This window comes from Mycobacterium sp. UM_CSW (assembly GCF_000455205.1).
Lineage (GTDB): Bacteria > Actinomycetota > Actinomycetes > Mycobacteriales > Mycobacteriaceae > Mycobacterium.
Map to the genome: position 1 here is coordinate 190,269 of NZ_AUWQ01000001.1, position 25,386 is coordinate 215,654.

Below are 25,386 nucleotides of genomic sequence, written 5' to 3' on the forward strand. Positions count from 1 at the left end.
CGAAAACGGAAATCGGAGGTGAAGCCCGAGGATTCGAGAGAATCCGAGGGTGGAACCGACCAAGCTAACGAGGCGGCGGACCCGGATCTGCTGATCGACTTCAGGAACGTCTCGCTGCAGCGCGATGGACGTACCCTGGTCGGACCGCTGGATTGGGCCGTGGAACTCGACGAACGCTGGGTGATCATCGGGCCCAACGGCGCCGGCAAGACGTCGTTGCTGCGCATCGCCGCCGCGAGCGAGCACCCGTCGTCGGGTGTGGCGTTCGTGCTCGGCGAGCGGCTGGGCCGGGTCGACGTGTCGGAGCTGCGGTCGCGGATCGGGCTGAGCTCGTCGGCGTTGGCGCAGCGGATCCCCACCGACGAAGTCGTGCGCGACCTCGTCGTCTCGGCGGGCTACGCGGTGCTGGGTCGTTGGCGCGAGCGCTACGAGGACGTCGACTACCGCCGGGCGATCGACATGCTGGAAAGCCTTGGCGCCGAGCACCTCGCGGAGCGCACCTACGGCACGCTGTCGGAGGGGGAGCGCAAGCGGGTGCTGATCGCACGCGCCTTAATGACCGACCCGGAACTGCTGCTGCTCGACGAGCCCGCCGCCGGCCTGGACCTGGGCGGCCGGGAGGAGCTGGTGGCCCGGCTGGCCGATCTGGCCGCCGACCCCGATGCGCCCGCGCTGGTGCTGGTCACCCACCACGTCGAGGAGGTGCCGCCCGGCTTCAGCCACTGCATGCTGCTGTCGGAGGCCCGGGTGGTCGCGGCGGGTCTGCTGTCCGACGTGCTGACCGCCGAGAACCTGTCCGCGGCGTTCGGCCAGTCGATCGCCCTGGACGTCGTCGACGGGCGCTATTTCGCTCGGCGAGTCCGCACCCGCGCGGCCCACCGGAGGCAGCTATGAGTACACCGCAGGATCCGCCACCGCTGGTCCCGCGACCGGCGGCAACCGTGATGCTGGTCCGCGATGACCCGAAGGGCTCAGAAACCGGGTTAGAGGTCTTCCTGATGCGCCGGCACGCCAAGATGGAGTTCGCCGCGGGGACGATGGTGTTCCCCGGCGGCGGCGTCGACGACCGCGACCGCAACGCCGATATCGCGTGGGCGGGGCCGTCGCCGCAGTGGTGGGCGCAGCGGTTCGGCATCGAACCCGACCTGGCCGAGGCGCTGGTCTGCGCCGCCGCGCGGGAGACGTTCGAGGAATCGGGGGTGCTGTTTGCGGGGCCGGCCGGAGACCCGGACGGGATCGTGGGCGACGCCTCGGTGTACGGCGAGGCGCGCCGCGCGCTGGCCGACGGCACGCTGTCCTTCGCCGACTTCCTGCGCCGCGAGAACCTGGAACTGCGATCGGACCTGCTGCGGCCGTGGGCCAACTGGGTGACCCCGGAGGCCGAGCGCACCCGCCGCTACGACACCTACTTCTTTGTGGGGGCGCTGCCGGAGGGGCAGCGGGCCGACGGGCGCAACACCGAGTCCGACCGCGCGGGCTGGACGACGCCGCAGGCCGCCATCGACGACTTCGCCCACGGCCGGTGCTTTCTGCTGCCGCCGACCTGGACGCAGTTGGACTCGCTGGCCGGCCGCACGGTCGCCGACGTGCTGGCCGTCGAGCGCCAGATCGTCACGGTGCAGCCGCACCTCGAAATCCAGGGCGACAACTGGATTTTCGAGTTCTTCGACTCCGACCGCTACCACCAGGCCCGCGAGGCGGGCGGCATGGGGTGGCGGCATTGAGGGAATTCGTCAGCGTCGTGGTCAGCGACGGGTCGCGCGACGCCGGCCTGGCGATGTTGCTGCTGTCGCGGCCGCCCACCAACGCGATGACGCGGCAGGTCTACCGCGAGATCGTGTCCGCGGCCGAGGAGCTGGGGCGCCGCGACGACGTCGCCGTCGTGATCCTGTTCGGCGGCCACGAAATCTTCTCCGCCGGCGACGACGAGCCCGAGCTGCAAACGCTGACCGCGGCCGAGGCCGAGACCGCGGCCCGGGTGCGGCAGGAAGCCCTGGACGCCGTCGCGGCGATCCCCAAGCCGACCGTGGCCGCGATCACCGGCTACGCGCTGGGCGCCGGCCTGGCCCTGGCCCTGGTCGCCGACTGGCGGGTCAGCGGCGACAACGTCAAGTTCGGCGCCACCGAGATCCTGGCCGGCCTGGTCCCCGGCGGCGGGGCGATGACCCGGCTGGCCCGCGTCACCGGCGCGAGCCGCGCCAAGGAGCTGGTGTTCAGCGGTCGCTTCTTCGACGCCGAGGAGGCCCTGGCGCTGGGCCTGATCGACGAGATGGTGGCCCCCGACGACGTCTACGACGCCGCGGCGGCGTGGGCGCGCCGCTTCCTCGACGGGCCGGCGCAGGCGATCGCTGTGGCCAAGGCCAGAATCAACGCCGTTTTCGATCGGTTACCCGACGCCGATTAGGCTGCCCTGCATGACGACGAGTACCGGGATCTCAGGCGACGCCGTTCCCAACCCGCATGCCACCGCCGAGCAGGTGGAGGCGGCGCGGCATGACAGCAAGCTGGCCCAGGTTCTCTACCACGACTGGGAAGCGGAGAACTACGACGAGAAATGGTCGATCTCCTATGACCAGCGGTGCGTCGAGTACGCCCGGGACTGCTTCGACGCCACCGTGCCGGACCAGGTGCTCAGGGAGCTGCCCTACGATCGGGCGCTCGAATTAGGTTGCGGGACAGGCTTTTTCCTGCTCAACCTGATCCAGTCCGGGGTGGCGCGGCGCGGGTCGGTCACCGACCTGTCGCCCGGCATGGTCAAGGTAGCGACCCGCAACGGCAAATCGCTGGGCCTGGACATCGACGGCCGCGTCGCCGACGCCGAGGGCATCCCGTACGAGGACAACACCTTCGACCTGGTCGTCGGCCACGCGGTGCTGCACCACATCCCCGACGTCGAGCTCTCGCTGCGCGAGGTGGTCCGGGTGCTGCGTCCCGGCGGCCGGTTCGTCTTCGCCGGTGAGCCGAGCAATGCCGGCGAGGTCTACGCCCGTGCCCTCTCGACGCTGACCTGGCGGGTCGTCACCAACGTCACCCGGTTGCCCGGCCTGGGCGGCTGGCGGCGCCCGCAGACCGAGCTGGACGAGTCGTCGCGCGCGGCGGCGCTGGAGGCGCTCGTCGACCTGCACACGTTCGCGCCGGAAGACCTGGAGCGGATGGCGGAGGGCGCCGGCGCCGTCGACGTCCGGACCGCCACCGTCGAGTTCACCGCCGCGATGCTGGGCTGGCCGCTTCGCACGTTCGAGTGCGCGGTCCCGCCGGGGCGGCTGGGCTGGGGCTGGGCGAAATTCGCCTTCAACGGGTGGAAGACGCTGAGCTGGGTGGACGCCAACGTGTGGCGGCACGTGGTGCCGAAGGGCTGGTTCTACAACGTGATGGTCACCGGGGTCAAACCCTCCTGAGTGGGCGCCGCCCGGCGACGATGCAGGCCGCGCAGCGGCGTGAGGAGGAGTCGGGCGATCAGAATCAGCACCGACGACGTCAGCTACCTGCGCTCGGAACCGGGTGCCGCGGCGCTGGCCGCCGTCGCCGAATTCGAGCTGACCGACGCGACGCGGGTCGCGGACATCGCGGCCGTGCGCACCCGCTTCGGCGACCGGGCGCCGGTGCTGGTCGAGACGACGCTGCTGCGCCGGCGCGCCTTGGACAAACTCGGGCAGCTGGAGGTCTCCGGCTGGCTGTTCACCGACGAAGCGCTGCAGCAGGCCACCGCCGCGCCGGTGGCGTTGCACCGGGCGTCGCGGCTGGCCCAGGCGGGCGTGACGGTGCACGACGCGACCTGTTCGATCGGCACCGAGCTGGCCGCGCTGCGCGCCGCGGGCGTGCGCGCGGTGGGCAGCGACACCGACGCGGTGCGCCTCGCGATGGCGCGGCACAACCTGGGCGCGGCGACCGCCCTGTGCCGCGCCGACGCGCTGCACCCGGTGACCCGCGACGCGGTGGTGCTGGTCGACCCGGCGCGCCGCCTCGGGGGACGGCGGCAGATGCGCGTCGACGACTACGCACCCGCCCTGGGCCGGGTGCTGGACACCTACGCCGACCGCGACCTCGTCGTAAAGTGCGCCCCCGGAATAGATTTCGACGAACTGAGCCGTCTCGGTTTCGTAGGCGAAATCGAGGTGACGTCGTATCAGGGGTCGGTGCGGGAAGCGTGCCTGTGGTCGGCCGGGCTGTCGCGGGCGGGGGTGCGCCGGCGGGCGAGCGTCCTCGATCGCGGGGAACAGCTGACCGACGCCGAACCGGACGACTGCCCGGTGGGCCCGCCCGGGCGGTGGATCGTCGACCCCGACGGAGCCGTCGTGCGGGCCGGTCTGGTGCGCCACTACGCCGCCCGGCACGGGCTGTGGCAACTCGACCCCGACATCGCGTACCTGTCCGGGGATCGGCTGCCGCCGGGGGTCCGGGGTTTCGAGGTGCTCGAGCAGCTGGCGTTCGACGAGCGCCGGCTGCGGCAGGCCCTGGCGGCGCTGGGCTGCGGGCCGCTCGAGATCCTGGTCCGCGGGGTGCGCGTCGACCCCGACGCGCTGCGGCGCCGGCTGCGTCCGCGCGGAGACCGGCCGCTATCGGTAATCATCACGCGCATCGGCGCCGGGGCCGCCGGCCGTGCGACGGCCTTCGTCTGCCGGGCGTCCCGGTAGGCTGGCTGCGTCACACCTGGTAGGCGCCCCGCCCTAAATCCGCGAGGACAATTCACGATGCGTTACCTGATAGCGGCCGCGGTGCTGGCTGCCGCGGTGGCTTTTATGGTCCCGGCGGGCTGGCCGGCGGGCGGAGAACCGGCGTCGTGCGCCAGCCTGGGCGGCACCGTGGAGGCCGGCCAGATGTGTCAGGTGCACGCCACCGGCCCCACCTACATGCTGAACATGACGTTCCCCGCCGACTACCCCGACGAGCAGGCGCTGGTCGACTACATCACGCAGAACCGCGACGGGTTCGTCAACGTCGCGCAGGGGTCCGGCACGCGCGACCAGCCATACCAAATGGAGGCCACCACCGAGCAACACACCGCCGGACAGCCGCCGCACAACACCCGCAGCGTCGTGCTGAAGTTCTTCCAGGACCTGGGCGGTTCCCGGCCGACCACCTGGTACAAGGCGTTCAACTACAACCTAGGGACCAAACAGCCGATCACGTTCGACAACCTGTTCGCCCCGGGCACGACGCCGCTGGACAGCATCTTTCCCATCGTCCAGCGCGACCTGAACCGGCAAAACCCGCTGGGCGCAGTGATATTGCCGTCGACCGGGCTTGACCCGTCGCACTACCAGAACTTCGCGATCACCGACGACCAGCTGATCTTCTACTTCGCCCCCGGCGAGATGCTGCCGTCGTTCGGCGGCCCCACCCAGGCGCAGGTGCCGCGCAGCGCCATCCCGCCGCTCGCCGTGTGAGTCCTGGGCGGCAACACGCCGACGAGCTCCGCCCCAGCCGCACAAAGCAAAGCCGCGAATTCACATTCAGACGCGTAGCCGGCTCAGACGGGCCCGGCCAGCGTCTCGATCGCCGCGGCGCCGATCGCCAGCCCGACCTGCGCCACACAACCGACGATCGGGACGAAAAAGGCCGTTCGGCGCCGGAGGAGCAGGGCCACCGCGACGGCGACGTCGGCGACCAGGACGGCGGCGCCACCCCAGACCCCCAGCATCATGGCGCGGTCGATCCAGGCGGGGTCGCCGCACTTGACGGCGCCGCACGGGTCGGTGCCCATTACGAACAGGCCCAGCAGCACATAAGTCGCCGCCAGTAGGAATCCGTGGACGATGAGCAGGACGACGGTCGCGACGACGTCGGCGGGGCGGCTGCGCGCGCTCATGCCGGCCCGAATCCATAGACCTGACCGTCGCTGGTGGCGGCCACCACCCGGCGATCGTTGCCCACCGACACGCCGACGGGATACCCGCTGGCCGCCGGAAGCGGATAGCTGCCCAGCGTGTGCCCGTTGCCCGGATCGAACACCAGCACCGACATCCCGGGTGCGCCGTCCGCGGGTGGACCGCCGACGACCACATATCCGGCGCCGCCGCCGGCCAGGCTCGACGACGACAGCGGCGTCGCGTCGTCGCGGCGCCACGCCGGGTCGGCGTGATCCCCGGCGTCCTTGAACGCCGCCAGCCGCGTGTCGGGGCCGCCGCCCGACACGATCAGCCCCTGCGGGGTGACCGCGGGCGGCGTCTGCGCCAGAAAGCCAAGTGGCGCAGACCATTTCGGTTTCCCGTCGGCCGCGTGCAGGGCCCACAGCCGTTGGTCGCGGCCGTTTACGTAGACGGTCGAGCCGTCGGCGGACAGCACCGGGCTGGCGATGACACCGGCGCCGACGGCGTCGCTGGTCCAGTCCCGGGTGAGGAGCGGCGTCTGGCCCGGGTGGTACCTCAGCCCGACCAGCCCGGCGGCCGGGGCGCCGGGCTGCCAGACGCCCAGCACCGCGGTCCCGTTGACCGGTGAGTAGGCCGGCGCCGCGGCGACCGGGCAGCCCGGCCGGGCGGGCGCGCAATCGGCCAACCCGCGGGTCGCGTCGGTGGGGTCGACGCCCTCCACCAGATCGAGTGGGCTGCCGACCACCTCGCCGCGGTGCGAGTCGAAAACCAGCACCTGGCCCAGGTGCGTGGTGACGAGCAGCTGGCCGTGGCCCAGAAACCTTGGGGTGGTGGGCATCCCGATCACAGGCTGGCGCCACCGCGTCCACTGGGTCACCGGAAACGAGAAGAAGGTGCCCGGCTGGCCGACGTACAGGTTGTCGAAGCCGTCGAACAGCGGGCCGGCGAAGCCGCCGCCCTGCACCAGCCGCACACACCAGCGTTGGCGGCCGTTGTCATTGGCCTCCCACTCCATCAGCGAACAGCCGGCCGGGGTCTGCGCGTTCAGCGCGAGATAGCTGCGCGCGCTCAGCGCCGCGCCCGACCCGAGGCTGCCCTTGACCGACCGCGTCCACTGCAGCGACAGCTTGGTCGCGCCGCCGGTCGCGGTGTAGCTGCTGTTGGCGGCGTCGCCGTATTGCGCCGGCCAGCCCTGCGCTGGCGAGGCGTCCACCCACGAGTCGGTGTTGCCGCAGCCGCCGAGCCCGACCGCGAGCCCGGCCGCCAAGGCGGCGCACGAGCCACGCCGAAGCCCACGCAGGAGATGTCGGGCAAGCACCTCGGGTTTCCAAGTCCTTCTACGTTGCGGGGGCAGCGAGCGAGTACAGGTGAGGGTAACCCCTGACGGCTCCGATAGGCTTTCCGGCCATGACGAGCATGTGGAATGCTCCGCTTCACCGCCGCTGGCGTGGATCGAACCTGCGCGACCCCCGCCAGGCCAAGTTCCTCACGCTGGCCTCGCTGAAGTGGGTGCTGGCCAACCGGGCCTACACCCCGTGGTACCTGGTGCGCTACTGGCGGCTGCTGAAATTCAAGCTGGCCAACCCGCACATCATCACCCGCGGGATGGTGTTTTTGGGCAAGGGCGTGGAGATCCACGCGACACCGGAACTGTCGGAGATGGAGATCGGCCGCTGGGTGCACATCGGCGACAAGAACACCATCCGCGCGCACGAGGGCTCGCTGCGGTTCGGCGACAAGGTGGTGCTCGGCCGCGACAACGTCATCAACACCTACCTCGATATCGAGCTCGGCGATTCAGTGTTGATGGCCGACTGGTGCTATGTCTGCGATTTCGATCACCGGATGGACGACATCAACCTGCCGATCAAGGATCAGGGCATCGTCAAGTCCCCGGTCCGGATCGGGCCGGACACCTGGGTCGGGGTCAAGGTCACCGTGCTGCGCGGCACCTCCATCGGGCGCGGCTGTGTGCTGGGGTCGCACGCGGTGGTGCGCGGCGTCATCCCCGATTACTCGATCGCGGTCGGCGCACCGGCCAAGGTGGTCAAGAACCGCCAGCTGTCCTGGGAGAGCTCGGCCGCGCAGCGCGCCGAACTGGCGGCCGCGCTGGCCGATATCGAACGCAAGAAGGCGGCGCGTTAGCCCGCTTTATTCGGGATGATCGTCGACCTTGTAGTCGAAGCTGACGTCGCCCGCGTCGACGCCGGTGACGGTGACGGCAATGCCGTACTTCTGCGTGCCGTCGGTGAGCTCGCAGCGCAGCGTCGCGCCCTCGACGCCCTTCAGGTTGTCCGGGCACGTCACGGAGTCGGGCTTGCGGCCGACTTGCTGGGTCAGCTTGTTGCTGAGGATTTTCGCGACCTGGTTCTTGTCGACCGTCTCGACCATGTCGAACTTGACGTCGTTGCCGTTGACGCTGGTCACGGTGACGTTGACATTGAAGGTCTGGTCTTTGACCTTCATCGTGCAGTTCAGCTGCGCGCCGACCGAGGCCGGCAGGTCGTTCGGGCAGTCGACCGATTCGGGCTTGTTGCCGGCGGCGTCGGTCAGCTTGGCGGTGATCTGGTTGGCGACGTCGCCCTTGCTCACCGCGTGCTTCGAAGACACCGAACACGAACAGGCGCCGGCACTGGCCATGAGCCCGACGGCCGCGCCCGCCACCAACAACGTCCGAACGATCGAGCGAGCCATGGCGCCTCCCGTGGGCGAAATCGACGACAACTGTGAGTCGGCTGATAATTGCATGCCAACCAGCTTCGGGTCCAAGGAATCGCTCAGATGCTGTGATAGCGGCGCAACGCTTCGGCGCGTTCGGCTCCGTGGTCGACGATCGGTGCCGGGTATCCCTGCGGCCGTTCGCCTTTCCTCAGGTGCGGGTCGTCGACTCCGCGCAATTCTGGAACCCAGCGCCGGATGTAGTCGCCGGACGGATCGAACTTCTCGCCCTGCGTGGTCGGGTTGAAGACCCGGAAGTACGGCGCCGCGTCGGTGCCCGATCCGGCGCACCACTGCCAGCCGTGCTGGTTGTTGGCCATGTCGCCGTCGACGAGCTGATCCAGGAACCATTCGGCGCCCCACTGCCACGGCAGGTGAAGGTCCTTGACCAGAAACGACGCGGTGATCATCCGCACCCGGTTGTGCATGAAGCCGGTCTCGCGAAGCTGACGCATCCCGGCGTCGACGAAGGGAAACCCGGTTTGGCCGGCCTTCCAGGCCTCGAAGCGGCGCTTGGCGTCGGGCCCAGTGTCGGTGGGGATGTCGTTGAACCGGCCGTTCCAGTTGTGCCACGCGCTGGCCGGCCGGTGATGCAGCACGTCGGCGTAGAAGTCGCGAAATGCCAACTCCCGCAGGAAGGCTTGCGCGCCGGCATCACGCAGGTCGAGGTCGGCGACCATGGTGCGGGGATGGATGCAGCCGAATTTCAGGTACGCCGACATCCGGCTGGTGCCCGCCCGGTCCGGCCGGTCGCGGTCCTGCCCGTAGCGCTGTAATCCGTTGTCCAAGAACGACTTCCAGAGCCGGCGTGCCGATGCCTCGCCCGCTGCCACGTCGAGCGCGGCGCCGGGGTCGGGGATCTGGCACTGCTCGATCCCCAGCCGCCCCGGATCGAGCCAGCGCGCGGAGGCGGCGCCCGATTTCGCCGGCGCCCGCCAGCCGACGTCGCGCCACTGGCGCAGAAACGGGGTGAACACCTGATAGGGGGAGCCGTCCTGCTTTGTGACGCGCCCGGGTGAAACCAGGTACGGCGAGCCCGTCGCCACCAACGGCACGGAATCCAGTGCGGCGCCGACACGTTGGTCGCGGCGCCTTCCATAGGGCGCGAAATCCTCCGAGATGTGCACCGACGACGCGCCGATCTCCTTGGCAATGCGCGGGATCCACGTCTCGGGCCGTCCGCGGGTCATTAGTAGCCGACCGTCGAGGTCGTCGCGCAGGCGGCGCAGCGAGTCACCCAGGAATTGCAGCCGGCGCCGCCCCGACGAGGCCTCCAGCCTCGGATCGAGGACGAAGCAGGCGAGCACTTCCTCGCCGCTTTGGGCGGCGGCGGCCAGTGCGGGGTGATCGCGCAACCGCAGGTCGCGGCGAAACCATAACAGCGTCGGCATGATTCAGCGGTTGAGCCGCCAGATGTGGGTGGACAGGGCGGTGGCGAAGGCGCACCACAACGGGTAGGGGGCCAGGGCGGCGCCGGCCTTTCCGTCCGCCTGCGCGGCCCGGCGCGCGAGGTCGGCGCTGCTGACTGCCAGCGCCGCGGCGCCGAGCGCGGAGGCGCCGAGCTTGTGATAGCGGAAGAACAGCCAGCTCCATCCGGCGTTCAGCGACAGGTTCAGCCCGAGCGCCGCGGCGTAGCGGCGCGCCTCGTCGTGCCGCCCGGACGCGCGCAACCGGTCGATGACCACCGCGGACGTCGCCGCGATATCGGTGTAGAGCGCGGTCCAGACGACGGGGAAGGCGACGCCGGGCGGCTGATAGGGCGGCTTGCGAAGCCGGGAATACCAGGCGGGCACGCGGCTTGGGCTGGCGACGCTTCCGGTGCCGGCGGCAACGGCGACGGCGAGGGTGGTCGCGGCCACGATCGACGGTTTCACGCTCTGCTTCCTTTCGATTGGGTGGGATCGGTGGGCCACCAGATGCGGTCGCCGATGAGGGTGAACAGCGCGGGGATGACCAGGGTGCGCACGACGAAGGCGTCGAGCAGGATGCCGAGGCCGACGATGATGCCCAGCTGCGTCAGCGGATCGTCCCAACTCACGCTACAAGTATTTCAGTGATTTAACCATTAATCAAGTTAACAATCTTGGTTTGGCGCGGTATGCTGCGATTCTGATGGAAGCCACCACCGACCGTGTTCGGCTCGAGGCGCTGATCGCGGCCGACGCGCGTGCCCTGACCGCCGAATCCGACCAGATGGGTCGCGTCTTCGCCGCGGCGCACCAGTTGGGCCCCAGCGACTTTCGCGCCTTGCTGCATATTCTGGTGGCCGAAACGGCGGGAGCCCCGCTGACCTCGGGCGAGTTACGTCAGAAGATGGGCCTGTCGGCAGCGGCGATCACCTACCTGGTGGAGCGGATGATTAATTCCGGGCACATCCGCCGCGACACCCACGCCGAGGACCGCCGAAAGGTCATCCTGCGCTACTCGGATCCCGGGCTGGACACCGCCCGCTCGTTCTTCACCCCACTGGGACTGCACACCCGAACCGCGCTCAACGACCTGCCCGACGAGGATTTGGCCGCGGCCCACCGGGTTTTCACTGCGCTGATTGCCGCGATGCGCCACTTTCAGAGCGAATTGAGTTGACCTCACTGAACGTTCGACGGTGCCATCGCGCCAGCCAGTCGGGCGCCCACCAGTTCCGGCCGCCGAGCACGTGCATGAAGGCCGGCACCAGCAGCATCCGCACCAGCGTCGCGTCGACCAGGACCGCGATGGTCAGGCCCAGTCCGAACATGCGCATGAAGGACACCCCGGCGGAAGTCAGGGCCGCGAACGAGATCGACATCAGCAACGCCGCGGCGGTGATCACCCGGCCGGTGCGCGCCAGCCCCAGCGCGATGCTTTCGTCGTTGTCCGCGCGCGTTCGGGGCGAGTCCAGCCAGTACTCGCGGATCCGGGAAAGCAGGAAGACTTCGTAGTCCATCGACAGCCCGAACGCGATGCAGAACATCAGCACCGGGACGTTCGCCGCCAGCGTGCCGGTCGGCGTGGTGCCGGCCGCGCCCAGGTGCCCGTCTTGAAAGATCCACACCAGGGCGCCGAACGCGGCCGTCAGCGAGACCATGTTGAGCAGTACCGCCTTGATCGGCAGCAGCACGCTGCCGGTGAGGAGGAAGAGCAGCACCAGCGTCACGACGGCAATGAATCCGAACACCAACGGCAAGCGACTCGTAATGCCGCGCACGCAATCACGATTCGTTTGGGCCATCCCGGTGAACCGCGCCGGTTGGTTTCGCGGCGGTTCGATCGCGTGCAGCCGGTCCAATTGCGCCTCGGACGCCTCGGTGTAAAGGGGCGCGGCGCTGTCAATGGTCAGATAGGCGCTGCCGGTTGCCATTCCGGTCGGGGCCGACGGCGGGCCGCTCGGCTTCCCGGCGACGAAGGTGCCGGTCGGCGCGGATACCGCCGCGACATCGGCAACGAGGGACAACCGCATGGTGTAGTCGTCCAGGTCGCTGGTGGTGAGGCCGGCTGCGTCGGGCAGGACAACCTTGATCTCATTACCGGTGCGAAAGTCGCTGCGGATTCGGTCGCTCACGGCCCGCGCCGACGAGGACGTCGGCAGTACCCGATCGTCCGGATAGCCCCACCTGACGCCCAGGAACGGTGCGCCGAGGGCGAGCAGGACGGCGCTGATCGCCAGACCGACCGGGATTGCCTGCCGCATCACCGCTTTGGCAATCCGATACCAGGAGCTGTGTTCCAAGGTCCGCGCCGGGGGTGCGGGGCGCCGGAGGAGCCGGCGGCCCAGCGTCCACATGTTGAGCGCGTCCAGACGGTCACCGAGCAACGCGATCGTCGCCGGCGCCAGGACCGTCGCCGCCAAGGCGGCAAACGCGACCACCGCGGTGCCGGCGTAGGCGAACGACTTGAGGAAGTACATCGGGAACAGCGCGGTTGCGGCCAATGCCAGGGCCACCGTGATCGCCGAGAACAGGACGGTGCGGCCGGCGGTCGTCACGGTCTTCACCAGCGCCTCGTCGTGGCCTACCCCCTGCGCCAGCTCGTCCCGGTACCGGCTGATGATCAGCAACGTGTAGTCGACGGCCAGGGCGAATCCCAACGCCGCCGTCACGTTGAGAGCGAAGATCGACACGTTGGTGACCAGGGCGATCGCGCGCAGCATGGCGAGCGAACCCAAGATCGCGACTCCGCCCACCGCCACGGGCAGTGCCGCCGCGAGTATTCCGCCGAAGACCCACACCAGCGCGACGAAGCTCAGCGGTATCGCGATCATTTCCATCCGCAGCAGGTCTTTTTCGGTCTGCTGGTTGACTTGTTGATAAACCAGCGCCGACCCTCCCGCTCGCACCGTGACGCCCTGATGGTCGCGCGTGAAACGCTCCGCCAGCGTCCGGGCGTGGTCGGGTGCACTGTTTTCGTCGCCCTTGAGTGCCGCCAGGATCATCGCGGTCTTTCCGTCGGCGCTGAACAAGCCCGGATTGGCCTGCGCGGCCCAGGGTGAGGTCACCTGTGCGACGAAAGGCGATTGGGAAAGCTGCTGGACAATGTCGGTGCCGACGGCCTGTGCGGCCCCGTCTCTGGCGCCGTCCGACGAACTCACCAGCAGAACCAAATCCATGCCGCCCTGGTCGAACTTCTCGGCCAGCGTCGCGGCGGCGCGGGCCGATTCGGATGCCGGATCGAGAAATCCTCCGGCGGACAGCCTGGATGCGGCCGGTATGCCGAAAACCGCTGCGGCAATCACGAATACGACGGTGATGCCGATGATCCGTCTTGGCGCGGTGACGGCGAGTCGGGCGATTCGCGTTAGCATCTACCGCCTCATGGTGATCCGCGCTGAATGGCGTGGGCCGGCGCTCCCTACTCGAGATTACGTTAAGATTCTTAACCATTCAAGTACTTAAATAAATTCGGAAGTTGCACTAGGCTGGCGGCCGGGAAATGGCGGATTGACCGGCGTGGGCCTGGGTACCACCCGATAAGCAAGGAACGAGGTGAGCAGTGTGTTCGGGTCGATGGGAGCCATGATCGGCGGGGTGATCGATGCGGCGGGGTCGGTGGTCGGCTACCGCCACCGCACCGAGGAGCCGGACTACACCGCGGAGCCGCTGACCCGGGATGTCGAGCTCCGGCACTACGGTGCCCGGATCGCCGCGGAGACGACCGTCGTCGCGGACGAAGAGGCCGCCCGCTATGCCGGGTTTCGCCGACTCGCCGGTTACATATTCGGTGGCAACCGCGTCCACGAGAAGATCGCCATGACCGCCCCGGTGGCCCAGGAGGCGGCGGGCGAGCGCCGTTGGGTGATCCGATTTTTCATGCCTGCCGAAAAGACGCTGGACTCACTGCCCCAGCCTGACGACGGAGAAGTCAGGCTGGCGACCGTGCCGCCGGAGACGGTTGCGGTGCACCGCTTCACGGGCAGCCGCAGCCGGCGTGCCGTCGCTGCGCACACCGCCAGATTGCTGACCGCGCTGCGCGAGACCGGATTCGCCGCCGTCGACACGCCGACCGCCTGGTTCTACGATCCGCCCTGGACCGTTCCGGCGCTGCGCCGCAACGAGATTGCCGTCCCGGTGGAGCCGACGGCCTGACCATGCGCCCATCGACACTTCTTGCCTCCGCCGCGGCGGTGATCGCGACGTCAACGGTGGGCGGCCTCGCGACCCGCCCGGCGGCCCAGTCGGTGTGGTACCGCCAACTGCGCAAACCCACCTATCAGCCGCCGCGGTCGGTGTTTCCCGTCATCTGGCCGGCGTTGTACGCCGACATCGCGGCGGTGTCCGCGGTCACCCTCGACCGGCTGCGCGACGGCGGGAACGCGCCGGCGGCCCGCTCCTACCTCGGTGCTCTGGTGATCAACCTCCTGCTGAATGCCGGCTGGTCATGGGTGTTCTTCAATCGACGCCACCTCGGGGCTGCGGTCGCGGTGAACGCCGCGCTGACCGCGAGCAGCGCCGACCTGACCCGGCGCGCCATCGCCGTGCGCGGGCGGCGCGCGGTGTGGCTGTCGGCGTATCCCGCCTGGTGCGCGTTCGCCTTCGCCCTGTCCGCCCACATCTGGCTGCTGAATCGCCGCCGCAGGATCGACGCGCCGTGACGGCCGACCGCGGCGAGATGGCCACCCGCAAGCGCCGCCACATCGACGTGTGCCTCGACGGCGACGTCGGCTATCACGGCCTGACGACCGGCCTGGAACGCTACGCCCTGCCCTACAACGCCCTGACCCAGACCAACCTTGCCGACATCGACCTGCGCACCGAATTTCTCGGCGCGCGGTTGCGGGCCCCGATTCTGATCGGCGCCATGACCGGCGGGGCGAAGCTGTCTGGCACCATCAACCGCAACCTGGCCACGGCCGCGCAACGGCTCGGCATCGGAATGATGCTGGGCTCGCAGCGGGTGATGCTGGACAGCGCGCTGGGGGAGCAGGCCGCCTCCAGCTTCACCGTGCGCGACATGGCGCCGGACGTGCTGTTGCTGGGCAACATCGGCCTTTCCCAGTTCACCAAGGACGCGGTGCCGGACATCGTTCGAGCTCTCGACCGGGTGGGGGCGAATGCGCTTGCGGTGCATACCAATCCGCTGCAGGAGGCCATCCAGCGCGATGGCGACACGGACTTCGCCGGATCGCTGGACCGGTTGCACGACGTGGCCGGCATGCTGGGCTACCCGGTGCTGTTGAAGGAGGTCGGTCACGGGATTGGCGGCGCCGCGATCGGCCAGCTGCTGCGCTCGTCCGGGGAGCTGCCGGTGGCGGCCATCGATGTGGCCGGCGCCGGCGGCACCTCGTGGTCGCGCGTCGAGCAATTGGTCCGGTACGGCGAAGTGCGCTACCCCGACCTGGCGGACTGGGGCATACCCACCGCGCAGGCGATTGGGGAGGTGCGCGCGGCGCTGCCCGAGATCCCGCTGGTCGCCTCGGGCGGTATCCGGACCGGCATGGACGCGGCCAAGGCGCTGGCGCTGGGCGCCGACGTGGTGGCCGTCGCCCGGCCGCTGTTGCCGGCGGCGATCGAGTCGGCGGCCGCGGCGACCGCCTGGCTGCAGCGATTCATCGACGAGTTCCGCATCTGCCTGCACGGGTGCGGCGCGGCGGAGGTGAAGGCGCTGCGAGACGTTGGCCTGACGCCTCTTTCGTAGCGGCGACGGCATGGCGGTGATACTGGCGTACGGATCGCCCGCGCTCGGTCATGCGTACCCCATGGCGGCGCTGTTGACCGAGTTGGTCGGGCGGGGCCATCGAGTTCACCTGCTGACCCTGGCCGGCGGGGTTTCCGCCCTGCGCGCCGCCGGCATCGACGCCGAGGCCGTTGATTCGCGAATCGAGGCCATCGCGGGCCGGGATTGGCTGGCGCCCAACGCGTTAGGGGTCCTCAAGGAGACGATCGAGGTGCTGTGCCGACGCGCGGTGATCGAGGTCGATGATCTTCGTCGCGCGCTGGCGCGGGTCCGTCCCGACGCGGTGTTGGTCGACGCGAACTGCTGGGGAGCCATGGCGATGGCCGAGGCGAGTAGCGTTCCGTGGCTGGTGTTTTCGCCGTTCACGCCCTACCTGAGGTCTCGCTCGGCGCCGCCGTTCGGCCCTGGCCTGCGCCCGCTGCCCGGCCCGGTCGGGATGGTCCGAGACGCGTCCATGCGCCCATTCGTGCGCCACCTGTTCGACCGCCGGATCGTGCCCCGGGTCAACGCCGTCCGCGCGGAACTCGGGTTGCCGCGGGTGAAGTCGGTGGATGGGCTGATGCGCCGCGCGCCGCTGATGCTGGCGGTCGGTGGCGAGCCGTTCGAGTATCCGCATCCCGATTGGGGCCACGTGCATTTCATCGGTGCGTGCGAGTTCGAGCCCGCCCCCGCCGCCGCGCCGGAGTGGATCACCGGCATCGACCGGCCCATCGTTTTGGTCAGCACCTCCTCGATCGCACAGGCCGACGCCAAACTGGGCCGAATCGCCTTGCAGGCGTTGGCCGCTGAACCGGTCCACGTCGTCGCGACGTTCCCCGCGGGTGTGCCCGACGGGCTCCCGCAAACCTCCAACGCCACGGTGTGCCGCTTTGCGCCCCACGGCGCGGTCCTCGACCGTGCGGTCTGCGCCGTCACCCACGGCGGGATGGGCACCACGGTGAAGGCCCTGGGCCGGGGTGTCCCGGTCTGCGCGGTGCCCTTCGCCCGCGATCAGGCCGAAGTGGCGCGCCGCGTACAGGTGGCCCGCTGCGGGACGCGACTGCCGGCCAAGAGGCTGACCGCGGCGCGCCTGCGCTTCGCCGTGCGCGAGGCGACGGCCATGGCGGCGGGCGCGCGCCGGGTGGCCGCCGGTTTCGCCGCGACCGGCGGCGTGGCCCGTGGTGCGGACCTCATCGAACAGCGGCTACTGCACGGGGTGCTACGGCGCGGCCTTTTGCCGCCGGGCGGCCGCTGACGGTCTGGCCGGCCGGTCGGAAAGCTCATCCTCGAATGTCGACATCGCCCCGATCATCGCCGTGAAAACCCGATGAGCGGCGATCAAATCCTTGTCGCTCAGGTCCGCCATGGCCTTGCTGAGGTGAAGACCGAGCGGCCGGAAGAAAGCGTGCGCCAGCGTCATGCCGCTTTCCTCGTAGCGCAGCAACCACTTTCGTCGGTCCTCAGGGTCCGCCTCGCGCCGAATGTGGCCCGCTTCGATCATCCGATCGACGAGATAGGTGATCGCCGCGGGGGAGACGTCCATGCGCTGCCGCAATTCGGCCAGGGTCAACGGTTTTCCCGCGGTCTCGCTGACCATGATGTGCAGGAGGGCGTGAAAATCGCTGCTGCCGACCTCGTTCGTGCGCGCGAAGTGGCGGCCGATGCGATCCGATTGCGCCGTGATCGCTCGCATGTCGGCCGACAACTGTCTTTCCAGCTCAGCCCGGCCGGGCGGCGGATCTTGCGCGCGGCGCTTGCTCACCTACCCGCATCCTTCATCAGACCACCAGCGTATCCGTGCCCCTGTCGGGGACCTAGCGCGACGTGCTGCGCGCCGGAAAAGAACCTACCCGAGCCGTCGCATGACCACTTCTCGAGTTCCGCCGCCTTTTCGCCAGGGCGATCCATGACGTCACGGCGGCGAGGAAGGCGATGGTCTGCACGGTACCGGTTCGGCCGGCCGGGTAGACCACACCCGCGACGTAACGGTCGACGAACCCGGTGCTGGGCAGTGGCGTCATGCCGGCTCGTAATCGTGCCCAATCTTCCAGGGAAGTCAGCGGACACGGCACGGGCAGCGTCACGACCGCCACGCCCCAGCACACGCTCGCCAGGTGCAGCCAGATGGTGCGGGGCCACCGCAGCGCGAGGAAACCACCGCAGGGCACGTAGCAGAGGTAGGCGAAGTGCGCGCCCACGCTGAGCGTCACGAGGCACTTAAAGCAGGCGAAATGCGCTTTCGTCATCGTCGGTTCGGACTTCCGCTGGCGGCCCGTGCTGAGGTAGGTCCATGCTAGCCACCCGTGCGAAGTCGATACCGGCGTTCGGCGTAGGCCAGGTCGTCGCGCCACAGCCGGTTCGAGGCGTAGCGCATCAGCGGTGTGATCAACGGGGCCGCCCGGCGCGCCGTCTTGAAACCCGGGCGTTGCGACGTCGCGACAGTGGCCTCCAGGACGGCAACGCGCGGCATGCCGTCGTGTCCCAAACCCATTGGCGTCGCGTGGGTTTCGACGACACTTCCCGTCCCCTCGCCCTCGATGATGCGCATGACGACCGTGCGCGCGTCGGGGGTGGTGAATTCGGCGATGACGGGCACGCCGAGGCGACCCATCCGGAAGGTGACCGAGACCAGGAAGCGGTCGTCTTCCTCGGTCGGGGTGGTGAGCACCTCCAGTCGGGTGAACGAGTAGGGGTGGAACCACGCACCGTGCCAGGGATCGAGCCGGTTGGCGAGGACGTCGGACGGTTCGCAGCGACCGACCACGCGGGTGACCGCCGTCAAGGTGTCAACGGAAGGCCTAGGCACCACGACCGGCCGATCCGTCGGAGCCTCTGCACCAACCGAATCGAGACGCACCCACGCCAGCGCGCCGTCGTCGTGGCTGGGAAACGGCTGCCAACGCAATTCGCATGTTTTGCCGTCGAGCGCCAGCCCGTGCCATCGGCAGTACAGGACGCCCTTGCGCACCAGGCCGGTCGCCAGGTCGGCGCCCAGGTGCGGGCAGGTTGCGGGACCGACCAGCAGCCGGCCGTGCTCGTCGCGCCAGGCAACCAGGTCAATGCCGCCGACCCGCGCCCCGTGGGCGTGACCGGTGCGCACGTCGCGGCTCGCGGCAAACGCGAACCAGTTTCCGGTCGCCCGGCGCCCCGACCGCGCCAACGCGGCGTTGATGATGCCCGGCTGCGCGTCGCGGTAAGTCGGGCGCTGCTGTGTCCATGAGACACGCGGGATTACGCCGACCGGCCAGTCTTTCCAGCGCCGGCGCAAGCGGTCGCCGACGCTCATCGCGGCCGCGCCAGTGACCGCAGCAGCGCGGACCGCCCGCGGGTGGGGACGGTGCACAGCGCGTGGCCGGCAATGCCCCACGATGCCAGCAGCTGGTTGGCGGCCGACCATCCGGTGGTGGCCGCCCGTTCCATCAGCGCGACCGGCAGGTCGACACGGATCCCGTCGCCGGCCAGCACCAGCCCGGGCTGCGGGGTGGCCACCGTCGGCCGTTGCGGGAAGGTTCCCGGTGCGAACAGGGGGCAGTCGTCGCGGCGCAGCACGCGTTCGTAAGCGACCCGGGCCCCGGCCGTTTCGGGATACAACTGGTGCAGCCGGCCGATCGCGGCCCGATCGGGGGATTGGGAACTGGCCGCGTAAGAGTGCAATTCGACGACCGACCCGCGGTGTTGGCGTGCCCACACCGCGGCCTCCCGTTCGTAACGCTCCAGCACGCTGATGTTGTCGACGGGCGGATGACCGGCCGTGCCGAGAAAAGCGGGCCGGTCCGAATCGACGGCCTTCTCCAGCCATAGCCGGTGCACCACGAAGGACGGCGCGGTGCGCAACCGGCGTATCCGGGCGCGCCACGGATCGTCGCCAAGGCCGGCAGACGCCGCCACCACGCGCTGCAGGCCGCCCACGTCGAGCGCCAGCACCACCGCGTCCGCGTCGTAGCGATCGCCCGACTCGGTATGGACGTCAAAGGTTTTCGTGGTTCCGGGCGTGACACAGGACGCTTGCGTGCCGAGGTGCATCCGAACTCCCCGCTCGCGCAGGTAGTCCCCCAGCGGATTCCACAGGCTCACTTGAAAGTTCGCGGTGGCGACGTCGAAGATCAGGCCCTCGCTGGAACCGAGGAAATAAATGTGGAACATGGTCGCCAGCTCCGCGGCGGACAATTGTGCCGGCTCGGCGAAGAAGCTGCGGGAGAACACCTCGAACGCCAGGTGGCGCGCGGACTCGGGAAAGTTGATGCTCTTCAGGAAGGTTTCCGCGTCGATGTGGTCGAGCCGCCGGTAGATGTCGGGCACCGACACCGCCGCCAGCGGCGCGGCGGCCCGGCCGTTGATGCGCACCAGGTCGCCGAGTGAAAATGTCGGGCTGCGCAATGCGAATGCCAGTGCGTTCCAGGGCGGGGTGCGTGGCAGTCCGCGAAAGGTGTCGCGCCGTCCTGCGCCGTCGATCAGTGGGTAGTCGCTGACCGGGGCGAGCATGCGCAGCCGCGGATCGACCCGGCGGAGCAGCGCGCGCAGGTTGTAGTACTGGCGGAAGAAGGCGTGGAATCCGCGGTTCATCGCGAACTCGGCGCCGTCGTGGTGTTCGGTCCAGCCGCCCACCCGGCCGCCCAGGTAGTCCTCGCGTTCGACGACGTCCACCGAGACGCCGCGTTCGGCGAGCGCGGTGGCGGCCGTCAGGCCGGCGATCCCGGCGCCCACCACGACGGCGCGCGGCCGCGACGACAGCGCGCCCGCGTCGGCCAGGCCGGCTGTGGCGGGGTGAACGCGCCGTCTCCGGTCGGTCATCGCGGCGCCTCCCCGAGGAACGTGTGGACGACGTTGCGCTCCCAGCCCGGCATCGTCTCGCTGCGCACCCGGGTGAAGCCGGCGTCGCGCATCCGGCGCCGCAACCGCGCCGCCCCGTCGAACGCGAGGACGCTGCGCCACAGGTGCCGGTAGAGCGCCGTGTCCCGGGTATGCCACCAGCCGGCGGGGACGATGATGCCCCAACACACCGCGTGCCAGACCAACCTCGCCGCGATCGAATCGCGCACCGAGTATTCGTGCATCGCCAGTGTCGCGCCGGGGGCGAGCAGGGCGCGAAACGCTCGCAGCTGGCCGTCCGGATCCGCGAGATTGCGCAGCAGGTAGGCGGCCAGGATGCCGTCGAACGGTCCGGTGACGCCGCATTCCTCCAGTTCTTCGACGCGCGCGTGCACGAACCGCACCGACGGCGGCCACGCCTTCGCCCGTGCCACATCGAGCATTCCGTTCGCGGCGTCAACCGCGACGATCTCCGCCTCGGGCGCCGCCGCCAGCAGCGCGGCCGTCGACGCGCCGGTGCCGCAGCCCGCGTCGAGCAGACGTAGGCCCCGGCCGCGTCCGGGCAGCCGCATGCGGCGCGCCGACAACGCCAGGTTCGCGTGGTAGTACGGGTTGGCGCCGACCAGCCGGTCGTATGCCGCGGCGCCGGCGTCGAAGGCGCCGGGCACCTCGTTGCGGGGCAGACCCGCCTTATCGGCGCGCACGTTGTCGCTCCCACAGCAGCAGCACCGCGGTGACCAGCGCGAAGCCGAACAAGAAGTCCTCGACGGGAATGTCGAACGGAAACCGCACACCGCCGGTGTGCCGCTCGTTGTAGATCACGATCGGGGCGCTGCGTTTCGTCAGCCAACCGTCGACCAAAACCTGAAAGCCGAGCACGATCACCATCGACACCCAGTAGGCCGGCCGCCGAAACAGGTTGGTGCGCAACAGCGCAAACTCCAGCGCGACGACGACCAGGACGGCCGCCACGGCCGGCACCGTATAGCCGAGCCCGGTCATCGGCGTCTGCCCCTTTCGAGGATGGTGGTCACCGCGTTGTAGGTCAGCACGGCGCACACCGGAATCACCAGGAAGAACAGCACTTCCTCGATCGGCACCCCGAACGGAATGTGCAGGCCGGTGATGTATTCGCAGTTGTACGTCCACACGCCGTTGGCGACGGCCACCGCGTCCCAGACGAGGAACACCGCCGCGACCGGAATGACCGCGCGGGCCAGGCGGCGCGGTTGGCGGTAGACACCGGCGCCGAACAGCTCGAGCGGCGCGGTGATCGCGAGGCACAGGCCCAGGACGATCAGGTACTGCCAACGGTCGCTCATGACGCGGTCTTCATCCGGGCCCGCCACGACCGCACCAGCGCGCCACCGGCGACCCGAAGCCGCCGCGCCGTGCCGACGGTGGCCCGCTGCGTGAACACCGAGAAATCGCTGGCCTCAATGCGATCCAGGATTTCGGAGTACAGCGTCAACGCGGTCGCCACGCACGGCCGGGACCGGGGCGCCAGCAGGGCGATCCCGTCGGCGGCGAAACGGTAGATCTCGCGAGTGATCTGGTGCTGAGCCGCCAGGGCGGAGCGGACTTTAGCGTCGGTGCGCCGGTGCACGTGGCACCACATCATGAGGTCGCGGTCCACGCCGAAGGCGGCGAGTTCGTCGGTCGGCAGGTAGATCCTGTTCCGCGCCAAGTCTTCGTCGACGTCGCGTAGGAAGTTGGTGAGCTGAAACGCGCGGCCCAGCGCCGCCGCGTACGGCGCGGCGTCGTCGGCGGTGACGGCCGGGCCGGCGGTCCCAAGCACCGGAAGCATCTGCAGGCCAATGACTTCCGCGGAGCCACGCATGTATCGGTTCAACGCCGCCCGGTCGGGATAGTCGGTGACGGTGAGATCCATGCGCATGGAGTCCAGAAAATCCGCGAACAGGTCCGCGGGAATCCCGTAGCGACGCGCGGTGTCGGTGACGGCAGCGAGGATGGGCTCGTCGTGGTGGTCGCCCCCGTCGAAGAAGCGATCCGATAGCCGCTGCAGCCGGTCCGCCCGCTCGGAGACGTCCAGGGCCGGGTTGAGCTCGTCGAGGATGTCGTCGGCGTGGCGGGCGAAGCCGTACAACGCGTGCACGGCCGGGCGCTGGTCGGGGGCGAGCAACCGGGTGGCGAGGAAGTAGGTGCGGCCGTTCTCGGCGGCGATCCGCCGGCACCGCCGATAGGCCGCGCGCAGCCGGTCTTCGTCGATTCCGGCGGCGTCCAATTCGGTCCGGATCATCGCGATCCCGCTTTCAGGTCGAGCGTTCGGGTCGTCGTCCGCGTTGCGGCGCCGGTGATGCGGTCGGCGGCCAACCGCCCGGAGATCAGCGTGGTCGGCACGCCGACCCCGGGCAGGGTCGACGACCCGGCCAGCACCGCGTTCTCGATGCCGCGCACGGTGTTCGCCGGCCGGAAGGGCCCGGTCTGGGCGAACGTGTGGGCCCACGCGAACGGCGTGCCCGCCGCCATGCCCTGGCGGGCCCAGTCGGCCGGGGTGTCGACGTGCAGCAGCTGGGCGTCGTCGCGCACGCCCGGCAAGAGCCGGTCCTGCACGATGTCGAGGAGGGAGTCCGCGTATGCGCCCCCGGTGGCCGACCAGTCGATCTCACCGCGCGACAGGTTGGGGGCCGGCGCCAGCACGTAGAGCAAATCGCGGCCGGCGGGGGCCAGACTCGGGTCGCCGGCCGTCGGCCGGGTCACCAGCAGCGAGGGGTCGGCCATCAGCCGGCCGTCGCGGATGATGTCGGTGAACGTCTGCTCCCACGCCGAGCCGAAAAGGATGCTGTGGTGGGCGTTTTGCGACGCCACGGCGCGGCAGCCCAGGTGTAGCACTACCGCCGAGGGCGCCGCGCGCAGTGGAAGGATCCGGCGCGGTTGCCGGCCCAGCAGGCGGTACGCCTGCGGCAGTTCGGTCGTCAGTACCACCGCGTCGCAGTCGATGCGCGCATCCCGGTCGGTGTGGACGGCGGTGATCCGCTGTCCGCTGCGCTCCAGCCGGGTGACCGTCGACCCGTAGCGGAACCGCACCCCGGCGTCGGCGGCCGCGGCCGCCAGGGCATCTGGCAGCGCCCGCACGCCCCCGCGCGGGAAGAACACCCCGGCGACCGTGTCCATGTACGCGATCACCGCATACACCGCCAGGGCGTGTTGCGGCGCGACACCGGCGTAGAGCGACTGGAAGGTGAACACCCGGCGCAACCGGGGATCGCTGATGTGGCGCTTGACCATCGTGTCCCACCGGCGGAACCCGCCGAGTGCGGCCAACCGCGCGAGCTGGGGAGTCAGCAGCGACAGCGGGGAGTCGAAGTTGGCGGCGATGAAGCCGTCGAATTCCGTGCGATACAGCCGGTTCAACCAGTCGCGCAGCCGCCGGTAGCCGTCGGCCTGCTGTGGTCCGGCGAACTCGCTCACCGCGGCGGCCATCCGGTCGGCGTCGGTGTGCACGTCGATGGCGCTGCCGTCGGCGAACAGCGCCCGGTAGGCCGGGTCGACCGGGAGCAATTCGACTCTGTCCGAGGCGGTTTCGCCCACTGCGGCGAACGCCTCGTCGATGATGTCGGGCATCGTGAGCACCGTCGGGCCGGTGTCGATGTGGTAGCCGTCGACATCGCGCCGGCCTGCCCGGCCGCCGGGCCAGGCTTGGCGCTCAACCACGGTGACCTGACGGCCTCGGCCGGCGAGGTGCAGCGCGGCGGCAAGCCCCGCGAATCCCGCGCCGACCACGACGACGTGGTCGGTGCGCCCGGACACCGTGCGGATGCTCATGCGGCGCGCCGGGTGCACAGGGCCGCCATGTCGACGAGCGCGGCGGTGAGCGCGCCGTCGACGATGTTGCCGTCCAATGCCTTGAGAGCCGCCTCGACGCGATCGGCGATCAGTTCTTCGATCAGCCGCACCGCCCCGGTGGCCAGGATGAGGTTCCGCCACTGGTCCAGTGCGGAATCGTCGAGCCGATCACCGCTCATGAATTGGCGAAACTGCCGACGGGTCGACGCGTCGGCCAACTCGTGCGCGGCCACCACGACGCTGGTGGCCTTGCGCTCGATCAGGTCCCCACCGTTGGGCTTCCCGGTCACCGCGGGCGACCCGAAGATGCCCAGGATGTCGTCGCGCAGCTGGAAGGCTTCGCCGATGGCGGTGCCGTAGTCGCCTAACGCGTCGAGCACCCGGACGTCGCACCCGGCCATCGCGGCGCCGATCTCCAGCGGTCGGCGCACGGTGTAGTTACCGGACTTGCGCCGCGCCACCTCCAGAACGGCCTGCATCGTCGGTAGGTCCCGCATATCGGTTGCCAGGTCGGCGAACTGGCCCACCGCCAGCTCGGTACGCATGGCGTCGTAGCGTGGCCACGCCTTGAGCAGGTGGTGGCGCTCGAGGCCGCTGTCGCGCAGCATCTGCTCGGCCCAGATCAAACACAGATCGCCGAGCAGGACGGCGGCCGATTCGCCGAACCGCCGTGAGGAGCCGGACAGTCCGCGGCGGCGATGCCAGGTGGCGAATTGCAGGTGCGCGGCCGGGCGCCCTCGCCGCGATGGCGAATTGTCCATGACATCGTCTTGCAGCAGCGCAAACGCGTGCAGCAACTCGAGGCTGGCGGTAGCCGACAGTGCCGCATGGCTGGGCCGTTGGCCGCACAACCAGCCCAGATACATGAACATCGACCGCAGGCACTTGCCGCCGTTGACGAACTCCAGCAAGATGTCGCCGGCCACGTCGACCCCGCAGTCACCCAGGGCGTCGTGGCATCGCTCCGCGACGAATCCGGTGACTTGATCCAGCACCGCCCGCCGCAGACTCGTACGCCAGGCGTCCAATTGGTCTTTGTCGGGCAGGCACATCGGGCCGACCGCCTCCCACGAAACGTCCGTCAGCCGCCGGCTCGAAAGGCTCGGATTCACGC

27 protein-coding genes and 2 pseudogenes are annotated in these 25,386 nt (G+C 69.7%); 12 read left to right on the forward strand and 17 right to left on the reverse strand.

Features of this window, described 5'->3' with window-relative positions:
* Window positions 1–18: 18 nt before the first annotated feature.
* The 6 genes and pseudogenes from N415_RS00960 (at window position 19) to N415_RS00985 (ending at window position 5,387) form a co-directional block, all read left to right on the forward strand.
* A complete protein-coding gene (locus N415_RS00960; RefSeq protein WP_068176028.1) occupies window positions 19–894 on the forward strand; it encodes an ABC transporter ATP-binding protein in 876 nt (291 codons plus the stop codon).
* A complete protein-coding gene (locus N415_RS00965; protein ID WP_068176031.1) occupies window positions 891–1,724 on the forward strand; it encodes an NUDIX hydrolase in 834 nt (277 codons plus the stop codon). Before N415_RS00960 ends, N415_RS00965 begins: the two co-directional genes overlap by 4 nt.
* Window positions 1,721–2,383 (forward strand): annotated as a pseudogene (locus N415_RS00970) (enoyl-CoA hydratase); the annotation flags it as partial. The gene N415_RS00965 and the pseudogene N415_RS00970, both read left to right, overlap by 4 nt.
* Before the next feature lie 31 nt (window positions 2,384–2,414).
* A complete protein-coding gene (locus N415_RS00975; RefSeq protein ID WP_068176033.1) occupies window positions 2,415–3,398 on the forward strand; it encodes a class I SAM-dependent methyltransferase in 984 nt (327 codons plus the stop codon).
* Between the two features lie 39 nt (window positions 3,399–3,437).
* Window positions 3,438–4,634: a class I SAM-dependent methyltransferase gene (locus N415_RS00980; RefSeq protein ID WP_239645413.1), complete on the forward strand. Its 1,197-nt coding sequence runs from the start codon at window positions 3,438–3,440 to the stop codon at window positions 4,632–4,634.
* Window positions 4,635–4,691: 57 nt separating this feature from the next.
* A complete protein-coding gene (locus tag N415_RS00985) occupies window positions 4,692–5,387 on the forward strand; it encodes an esterase (protein ID WP_068176037.1) in 696 nt (231 codons plus the stop codon).
* Between the two features lie 83 nt (window positions 5,388–5,470).
* Here the strand turns inward: N415_RS00985 and N415_RS00990 are convergent, their stop codons facing one another.
* Window positions 5,471–5,809, reverse strand: coding sequence for a hypothetical protein (locus tag N415_RS00990; RefSeq protein ID WP_068176040.1), 339 nt, complete (start codon window positions 5,807–5,809; stop codon window positions 5,471–5,473).
* Window positions 5,806–7,077 (reverse strand): PQQ-binding-like beta-propeller repeat protein, encoded by a 1,272-nt coding sequence (locus tag N415_RS00995; protein ID WP_161630262.1) that lies wholly within the window; start codon window positions 7,075–7,077, stop codon window positions 5,806–5,808. The genes N415_RS00990 and N415_RS00995 overlap by 4 nt, the downstream gene beginning before the upstream one ends.
* Before the next feature lie 140 nt (window positions 7,078–7,217).
* Here N415_RS00995 and N415_RS01000 point away from each other — a divergent pair, with 140 nt between their 5' ends.
* Complete coding sequence (locus tag N415_RS01000) at window positions 7,218–7,955, forward strand: acyltransferase (RefSeq protein WP_068176044.1); 738 nt, start codon at window positions 7,218–7,220, stop codon at window positions 7,953–7,955.
* 6 nt (window positions 7,956–7,961) lie between these two features.
* Here N415_RS01000 and N415_RS01005 read toward each other — a convergent pair whose 3' ends face one another.
* From N415_RS01005 to N415_RS30390, 4 genes and pseudogenes are all read right to left on the reverse strand, one after another.
* Window positions 7,962–8,504, reverse strand: coding sequence for a DUF4333 domain-containing protein (locus N415_RS01005; RefSeq protein WP_068176047.1), 543 nt, complete (start codon window positions 8,502–8,504; stop codon window positions 7,962–7,964).
* 83 nt (window positions 8,505–8,587) lie between these two features.
* Window positions 8,588–9,919, reverse strand: coding sequence for a deoxyribodipyrimidine photo-lyase (locus tag N415_RS01010; protein WP_068176049.1), 1,332 nt, complete (start codon window positions 9,917–9,919; stop codon window positions 8,588–8,590).
* 3 nt (window positions 9,920–9,922) lie between these two features.
* The gene (locus N415_RS01015; protein WP_068176051.1) at window positions 9,923–10,402 is read right to left on the reverse strand and encodes a TspO/MBR family protein; all 480 of its coding nucleotides are present in this window, start codon (window positions 10,400–10,402) and stop codon (window positions 9,923–9,925) included.
* Window positions 10,399–10,548: pseudogene (locus tag N415_RS30390) on the reverse strand (MMPL family transporter); the annotation flags it as partial. The pseudogene N415_RS30390 and the gene N415_RS01015, both read right to left, overlap by 4 nt.
* A 92-nt stretch (window positions 10,549–10,640) precedes the next feature.
* On the opposite strand from N415_RS30390, the gene N415_RS01020 reads away from it, so the two are divergent.
* The gene (locus tag N415_RS01020) at window positions 10,641–11,114 is read left to right on the forward strand and encodes a MarR family winged helix-turn-helix transcriptional regulator (RefSeq protein ID WP_068176054.1); all 474 of its coding nucleotides are present in this window, start codon (window positions 10,641–10,643) and stop codon (window positions 11,112–11,114) included.
* On the opposite strand, the gene N415_RS01025 is transcribed toward N415_RS01020, so the two are convergent.
* On the reverse strand, window positions 11,065–13,308 hold the full coding sequence (locus N415_RS01025; protein WP_068176057.1) for an MMPL family transporter: 2,244 nt from the start codon (window positions 13,306–13,308) through the stop codon (window positions 11,065–11,067). The genes N415_RS01020 and N415_RS01025 overlap by 50 nt on opposite strands.
* Before the next feature lie 202 nt (window positions 13,309–13,510).
* Here N415_RS01025 and N415_RS01030 point away from each other — a divergent pair, with 202 nt between their 5' ends.
* Genes N415_RS01030 through N415_RS01045 form a run of 4 tightly spaced genes read left to right on the forward strand, consistent with a single transcriptional unit; the run spans window position 13,511 to window position 16,911 of the window.
* Window positions 13,511–14,089 carry a heme-binding protein gene (locus tag N415_RS01030; RefSeq protein ID WP_068176061.1) on the forward strand — a complete coding sequence of 193 codons (579 nt, stop codon included), beginning with the start codon at window positions 13,511–13,513 and terminating at the stop codon, window positions 14,087–14,089.
* Window positions 14,090–14,091: 2 nt separating this feature from the next.
* A complete protein-coding gene (locus N415_RS01035; protein WP_068176065.1) occupies window positions 14,092–14,595 on the forward strand; it encodes a TspO/MBR family protein in 504 nt (167 codons plus the stop codon).
* Between the two features lie 17 nt (window positions 14,596–14,612).
* Window positions 14,613–15,638, forward strand: a complete 1,026-nt coding sequence (fni, locus tag N415_RS01040) for a type 2 isopentenyl-diphosphate Delta-isomerase (protein WP_193376376.1) — start codon at window positions 14,613–14,615, stop codon at window positions 15,636–15,638.
* A 10-nt stretch (window positions 15,639–15,648) separates the two neighbouring features.
* Window positions 15,649–16,911 (forward strand): glycosyltransferase, encoded by a 1,263-nt coding sequence (locus N415_RS01045; protein ID WP_068176071.1) that lies wholly within the window; start codon window positions 15,649–15,651, stop codon window positions 16,909–16,911.
* On the opposite strand, the gene N415_RS01050 is transcribed toward N415_RS01045, so the two are convergent.
* From N415_RS01050 to N415_RS01095, 10 genes are all read right to left on the reverse strand, one after another.
* Window positions 16,876–17,418: a MarR family transcriptional regulator gene (locus N415_RS01050; RefSeq protein WP_068176074.1), complete on the reverse strand. Its 543-nt coding sequence runs from the start codon at window positions 17,416–17,418 to the stop codon at window positions 16,876–16,878. The two genes, N415_RS01045 and N415_RS01050, sit on opposite strands and share 36 nt — an antisense overlap.
* 52 nt (window positions 17,419–17,470) lie before the next feature.
* Window positions 17,471–17,866, reverse strand: a complete 396-nt coding sequence (locus tag N415_RS01055) for a DUF2784 domain-containing protein (RefSeq protein WP_239645414.1) — start codon at window positions 17,864–17,866, stop codon at window positions 17,471–17,473.
* 83 nt (window positions 17,867–17,949) lie between these two features.
* On the reverse strand, window positions 17,950–18,942 hold the full coding sequence (locus N415_RS01060) for a DUF5914 domain-containing protein (RefSeq protein WP_068176214.1): 993 nt from the start codon (window positions 18,940–18,942) through the stop codon (window positions 17,950–17,952).
* Window positions 18,939–20,447 carry an FAD-dependent oxidoreductase gene (locus tag N415_RS01065; RefSeq protein WP_068176079.1) on the reverse strand — a complete coding sequence of 503 codons (1,509 nt, stop codon included), beginning with the start codon at window positions 20,445–20,447 and terminating at the stop codon, window positions 18,939–18,941. Before N415_RS01065 ends, N415_RS01060 begins: the two co-directional genes overlap by 4 nt.
* Window positions 20,444–21,169 (reverse strand): class I SAM-dependent methyltransferase, encoded by a 726-nt coding sequence (locus tag N415_RS01070; protein WP_068176083.1) that lies wholly within the window; start codon window positions 21,167–21,169, stop codon window positions 20,444–20,446. The genes N415_RS01065 and N415_RS01070 overlap by 4 nt, the downstream gene beginning before the upstream one ends.
* Window positions 21,156–21,467, reverse strand: a complete 312-nt coding sequence (locus tag N415_RS01075; RefSeq protein WP_068176085.1) for a lycopene cyclase domain-containing protein — start codon at window positions 21,465–21,467, stop codon at window positions 21,156–21,158. Before N415_RS01075 ends, N415_RS01070 begins: the two co-directional genes overlap by 14 nt.
* Entirely contained in the window at window positions 21,464–21,787 is a 324-nt protein-coding gene (locus N415_RS01080; RefSeq protein ID WP_068176212.1) for a lycopene cyclase domain-containing protein, read from the reverse strand. Before N415_RS01080 ends, N415_RS01075 begins: the two co-directional genes overlap by 4 nt.
* Window positions 21,784–22,725: a phytoene/squalene synthase family protein gene (locus N415_RS01085; protein ID WP_068176088.1), complete on the reverse strand. Its 942-nt coding sequence runs from the start codon at window positions 22,723–22,725 to the stop codon at window positions 21,784–21,786. The genes N415_RS01080 and N415_RS01085 overlap by 4 nt, the downstream gene beginning before the upstream one ends.
* Window positions 22,722–24,251, reverse strand: coding sequence for a phytoene desaturase family protein (gene crtI / locus N415_RS01090; protein ID WP_068176217.1), 1,530 nt, complete (start codon window positions 24,249–24,251; stop codon window positions 22,722–22,724). The genes N415_RS01085 and crtI overlap by 4 nt, the downstream gene beginning before the upstream one ends.
* Window positions 24,248–25,324, reverse strand: a complete 1,077-nt coding sequence (locus N415_RS01095) for a polyprenyl synthetase family protein (protein WP_068176220.1) — start codon at window positions 25,322–25,324, stop codon at window positions 24,248–24,250. The genes crtI and N415_RS01095 overlap by 4 nt, the downstream gene beginning before the upstream one ends.
* Window positions 25,325–25,386: the final 62 nt, after the last annotated feature.

Coding starts and splice junctions, on each gene's coding strand:
- N415_RS01005 (WP_068176047.1), bottom strand. CDS start 8,504: ATGGCTCGCTCGATCGTTCGGACGTTGTTGGTGGCGGGCGCGGCCGTC.
- fni (WP_193376376.1), top strand. CDS start 14,613: ATGGCCACCCGCAAGCGCCGCCACATCGACGTGTGCCTCGACGGCGAC.
- N415_RS01025 (WP_068176057.1), bottom strand. CDS start 13,308: ATGCTAACGCGAATCGCCCGACTCGCCGTCACCGCGCCAAGACGGATC.
- crtI (WP_068176217.1), bottom strand. CDS start 24,251: ATGAGCATCCGCACGGTGTCCGGGCGCACCGACCACGTCGTCGTGGTC.
- N415_RS00985 (WP_068176037.1), top strand. CDS start 4,692: ATGCGTTACCTGATAGCGGCCGCGGTGCTGGCTGCCGCGGTGGCTTTT.
- N415_RS01075 (WP_068176085.1), bottom strand. CDS start 21,467: ATGACCGGGCTCGGCTATACGGTGCCGGCCGTGGCGGCCGTCCTGGTC.
- N415_RS00965 (WP_068176031.1), top strand. CDS start 891: ATGAGTACACCGCAGGATCCGCCACCGCTGGTCCCGCGACCGGCGGCA.
- N415_RS01030 (WP_068176061.1), top strand. CDS start 13,511: ATGGGAGCCATGATCGGCGGGGTGATCGATGCGGCGGGGTCGGTGGTC.
- N415_RS00975 (WP_068176033.1), top strand. CDS start 2,415: ATGACGACGAGTACCGGGATCTCAGGCGACGCCGTTCCCAACCCGCAT.
- N415_RS01065 (WP_068176079.1), bottom strand. CDS start 20,447: ATGACCGACCGGAGACGGCGCGTTCACCCCGCCACAGCCGGCCTGGCC.
- N415_RS01000 (WP_068176044.1), top strand. CDS start 7,218: ATGACGAGCATGTGGAATGCTCCGCTTCACCGCCGCTGGCGTGGATCG.
- N415_RS01035 (WP_068176065.1), top strand. CDS start 14,092: ATGCGCCCATCGACACTTCTTGCCTCCGCCGCGGCGGTGATCGCGACG.
- N415_RS01095 (WP_068176220.1), bottom strand. CDS start 25,324: ATGTGCCTGCCCGACAAAGACCAATTGGACGCCTGGCGTACGAGTCTG.
- N415_RS01060 (WP_068176214.1), bottom strand. CDS start 18,942: ATGAGCGTCGGCGACCGCTTGCGCCGGCGCTGGAAAGACTGGCCGGTC.
- N415_RS01080 (WP_068176212.1), bottom strand. CDS start 21,787: ATGAGCGACCGTTGGCAGTACCTGATCGTCCTGGGCCTGTGCCTCGCG.
- N415_RS01010 (WP_068176049.1), bottom strand. CDS start 9,919: ATGCCGACGCTGTTATGGTTTCGCCGCGACCTGCGGTTGCGCGATCAC.
- N415_RS01020 (WP_068176054.1), top strand. CDS start 10,641: ATGGAAGCCACCACCGACCGTGTTCGGCTCGAGGCGCTGATCGCGGCC.
- N415_RS00990 (WP_068176040.1), bottom strand. CDS start 5,809: ATGAGCGCGCGCAGCCGCCCCGCCGACGTCGTCGCGACCGTCGTCCTG.
- N415_RS01045 (WP_068176071.1), top strand. CDS start 15,649: ATGGCGGTGATACTGGCGTACGGATCGCCCGCGCTCGGTCATGCGTAC.
- N415_RS01085 (WP_068176088.1), bottom strand. CDS start 22,725: ATGATCCGGACCGAATTGGACGCCGCCGGAATCGACGAAGACCGGCTG.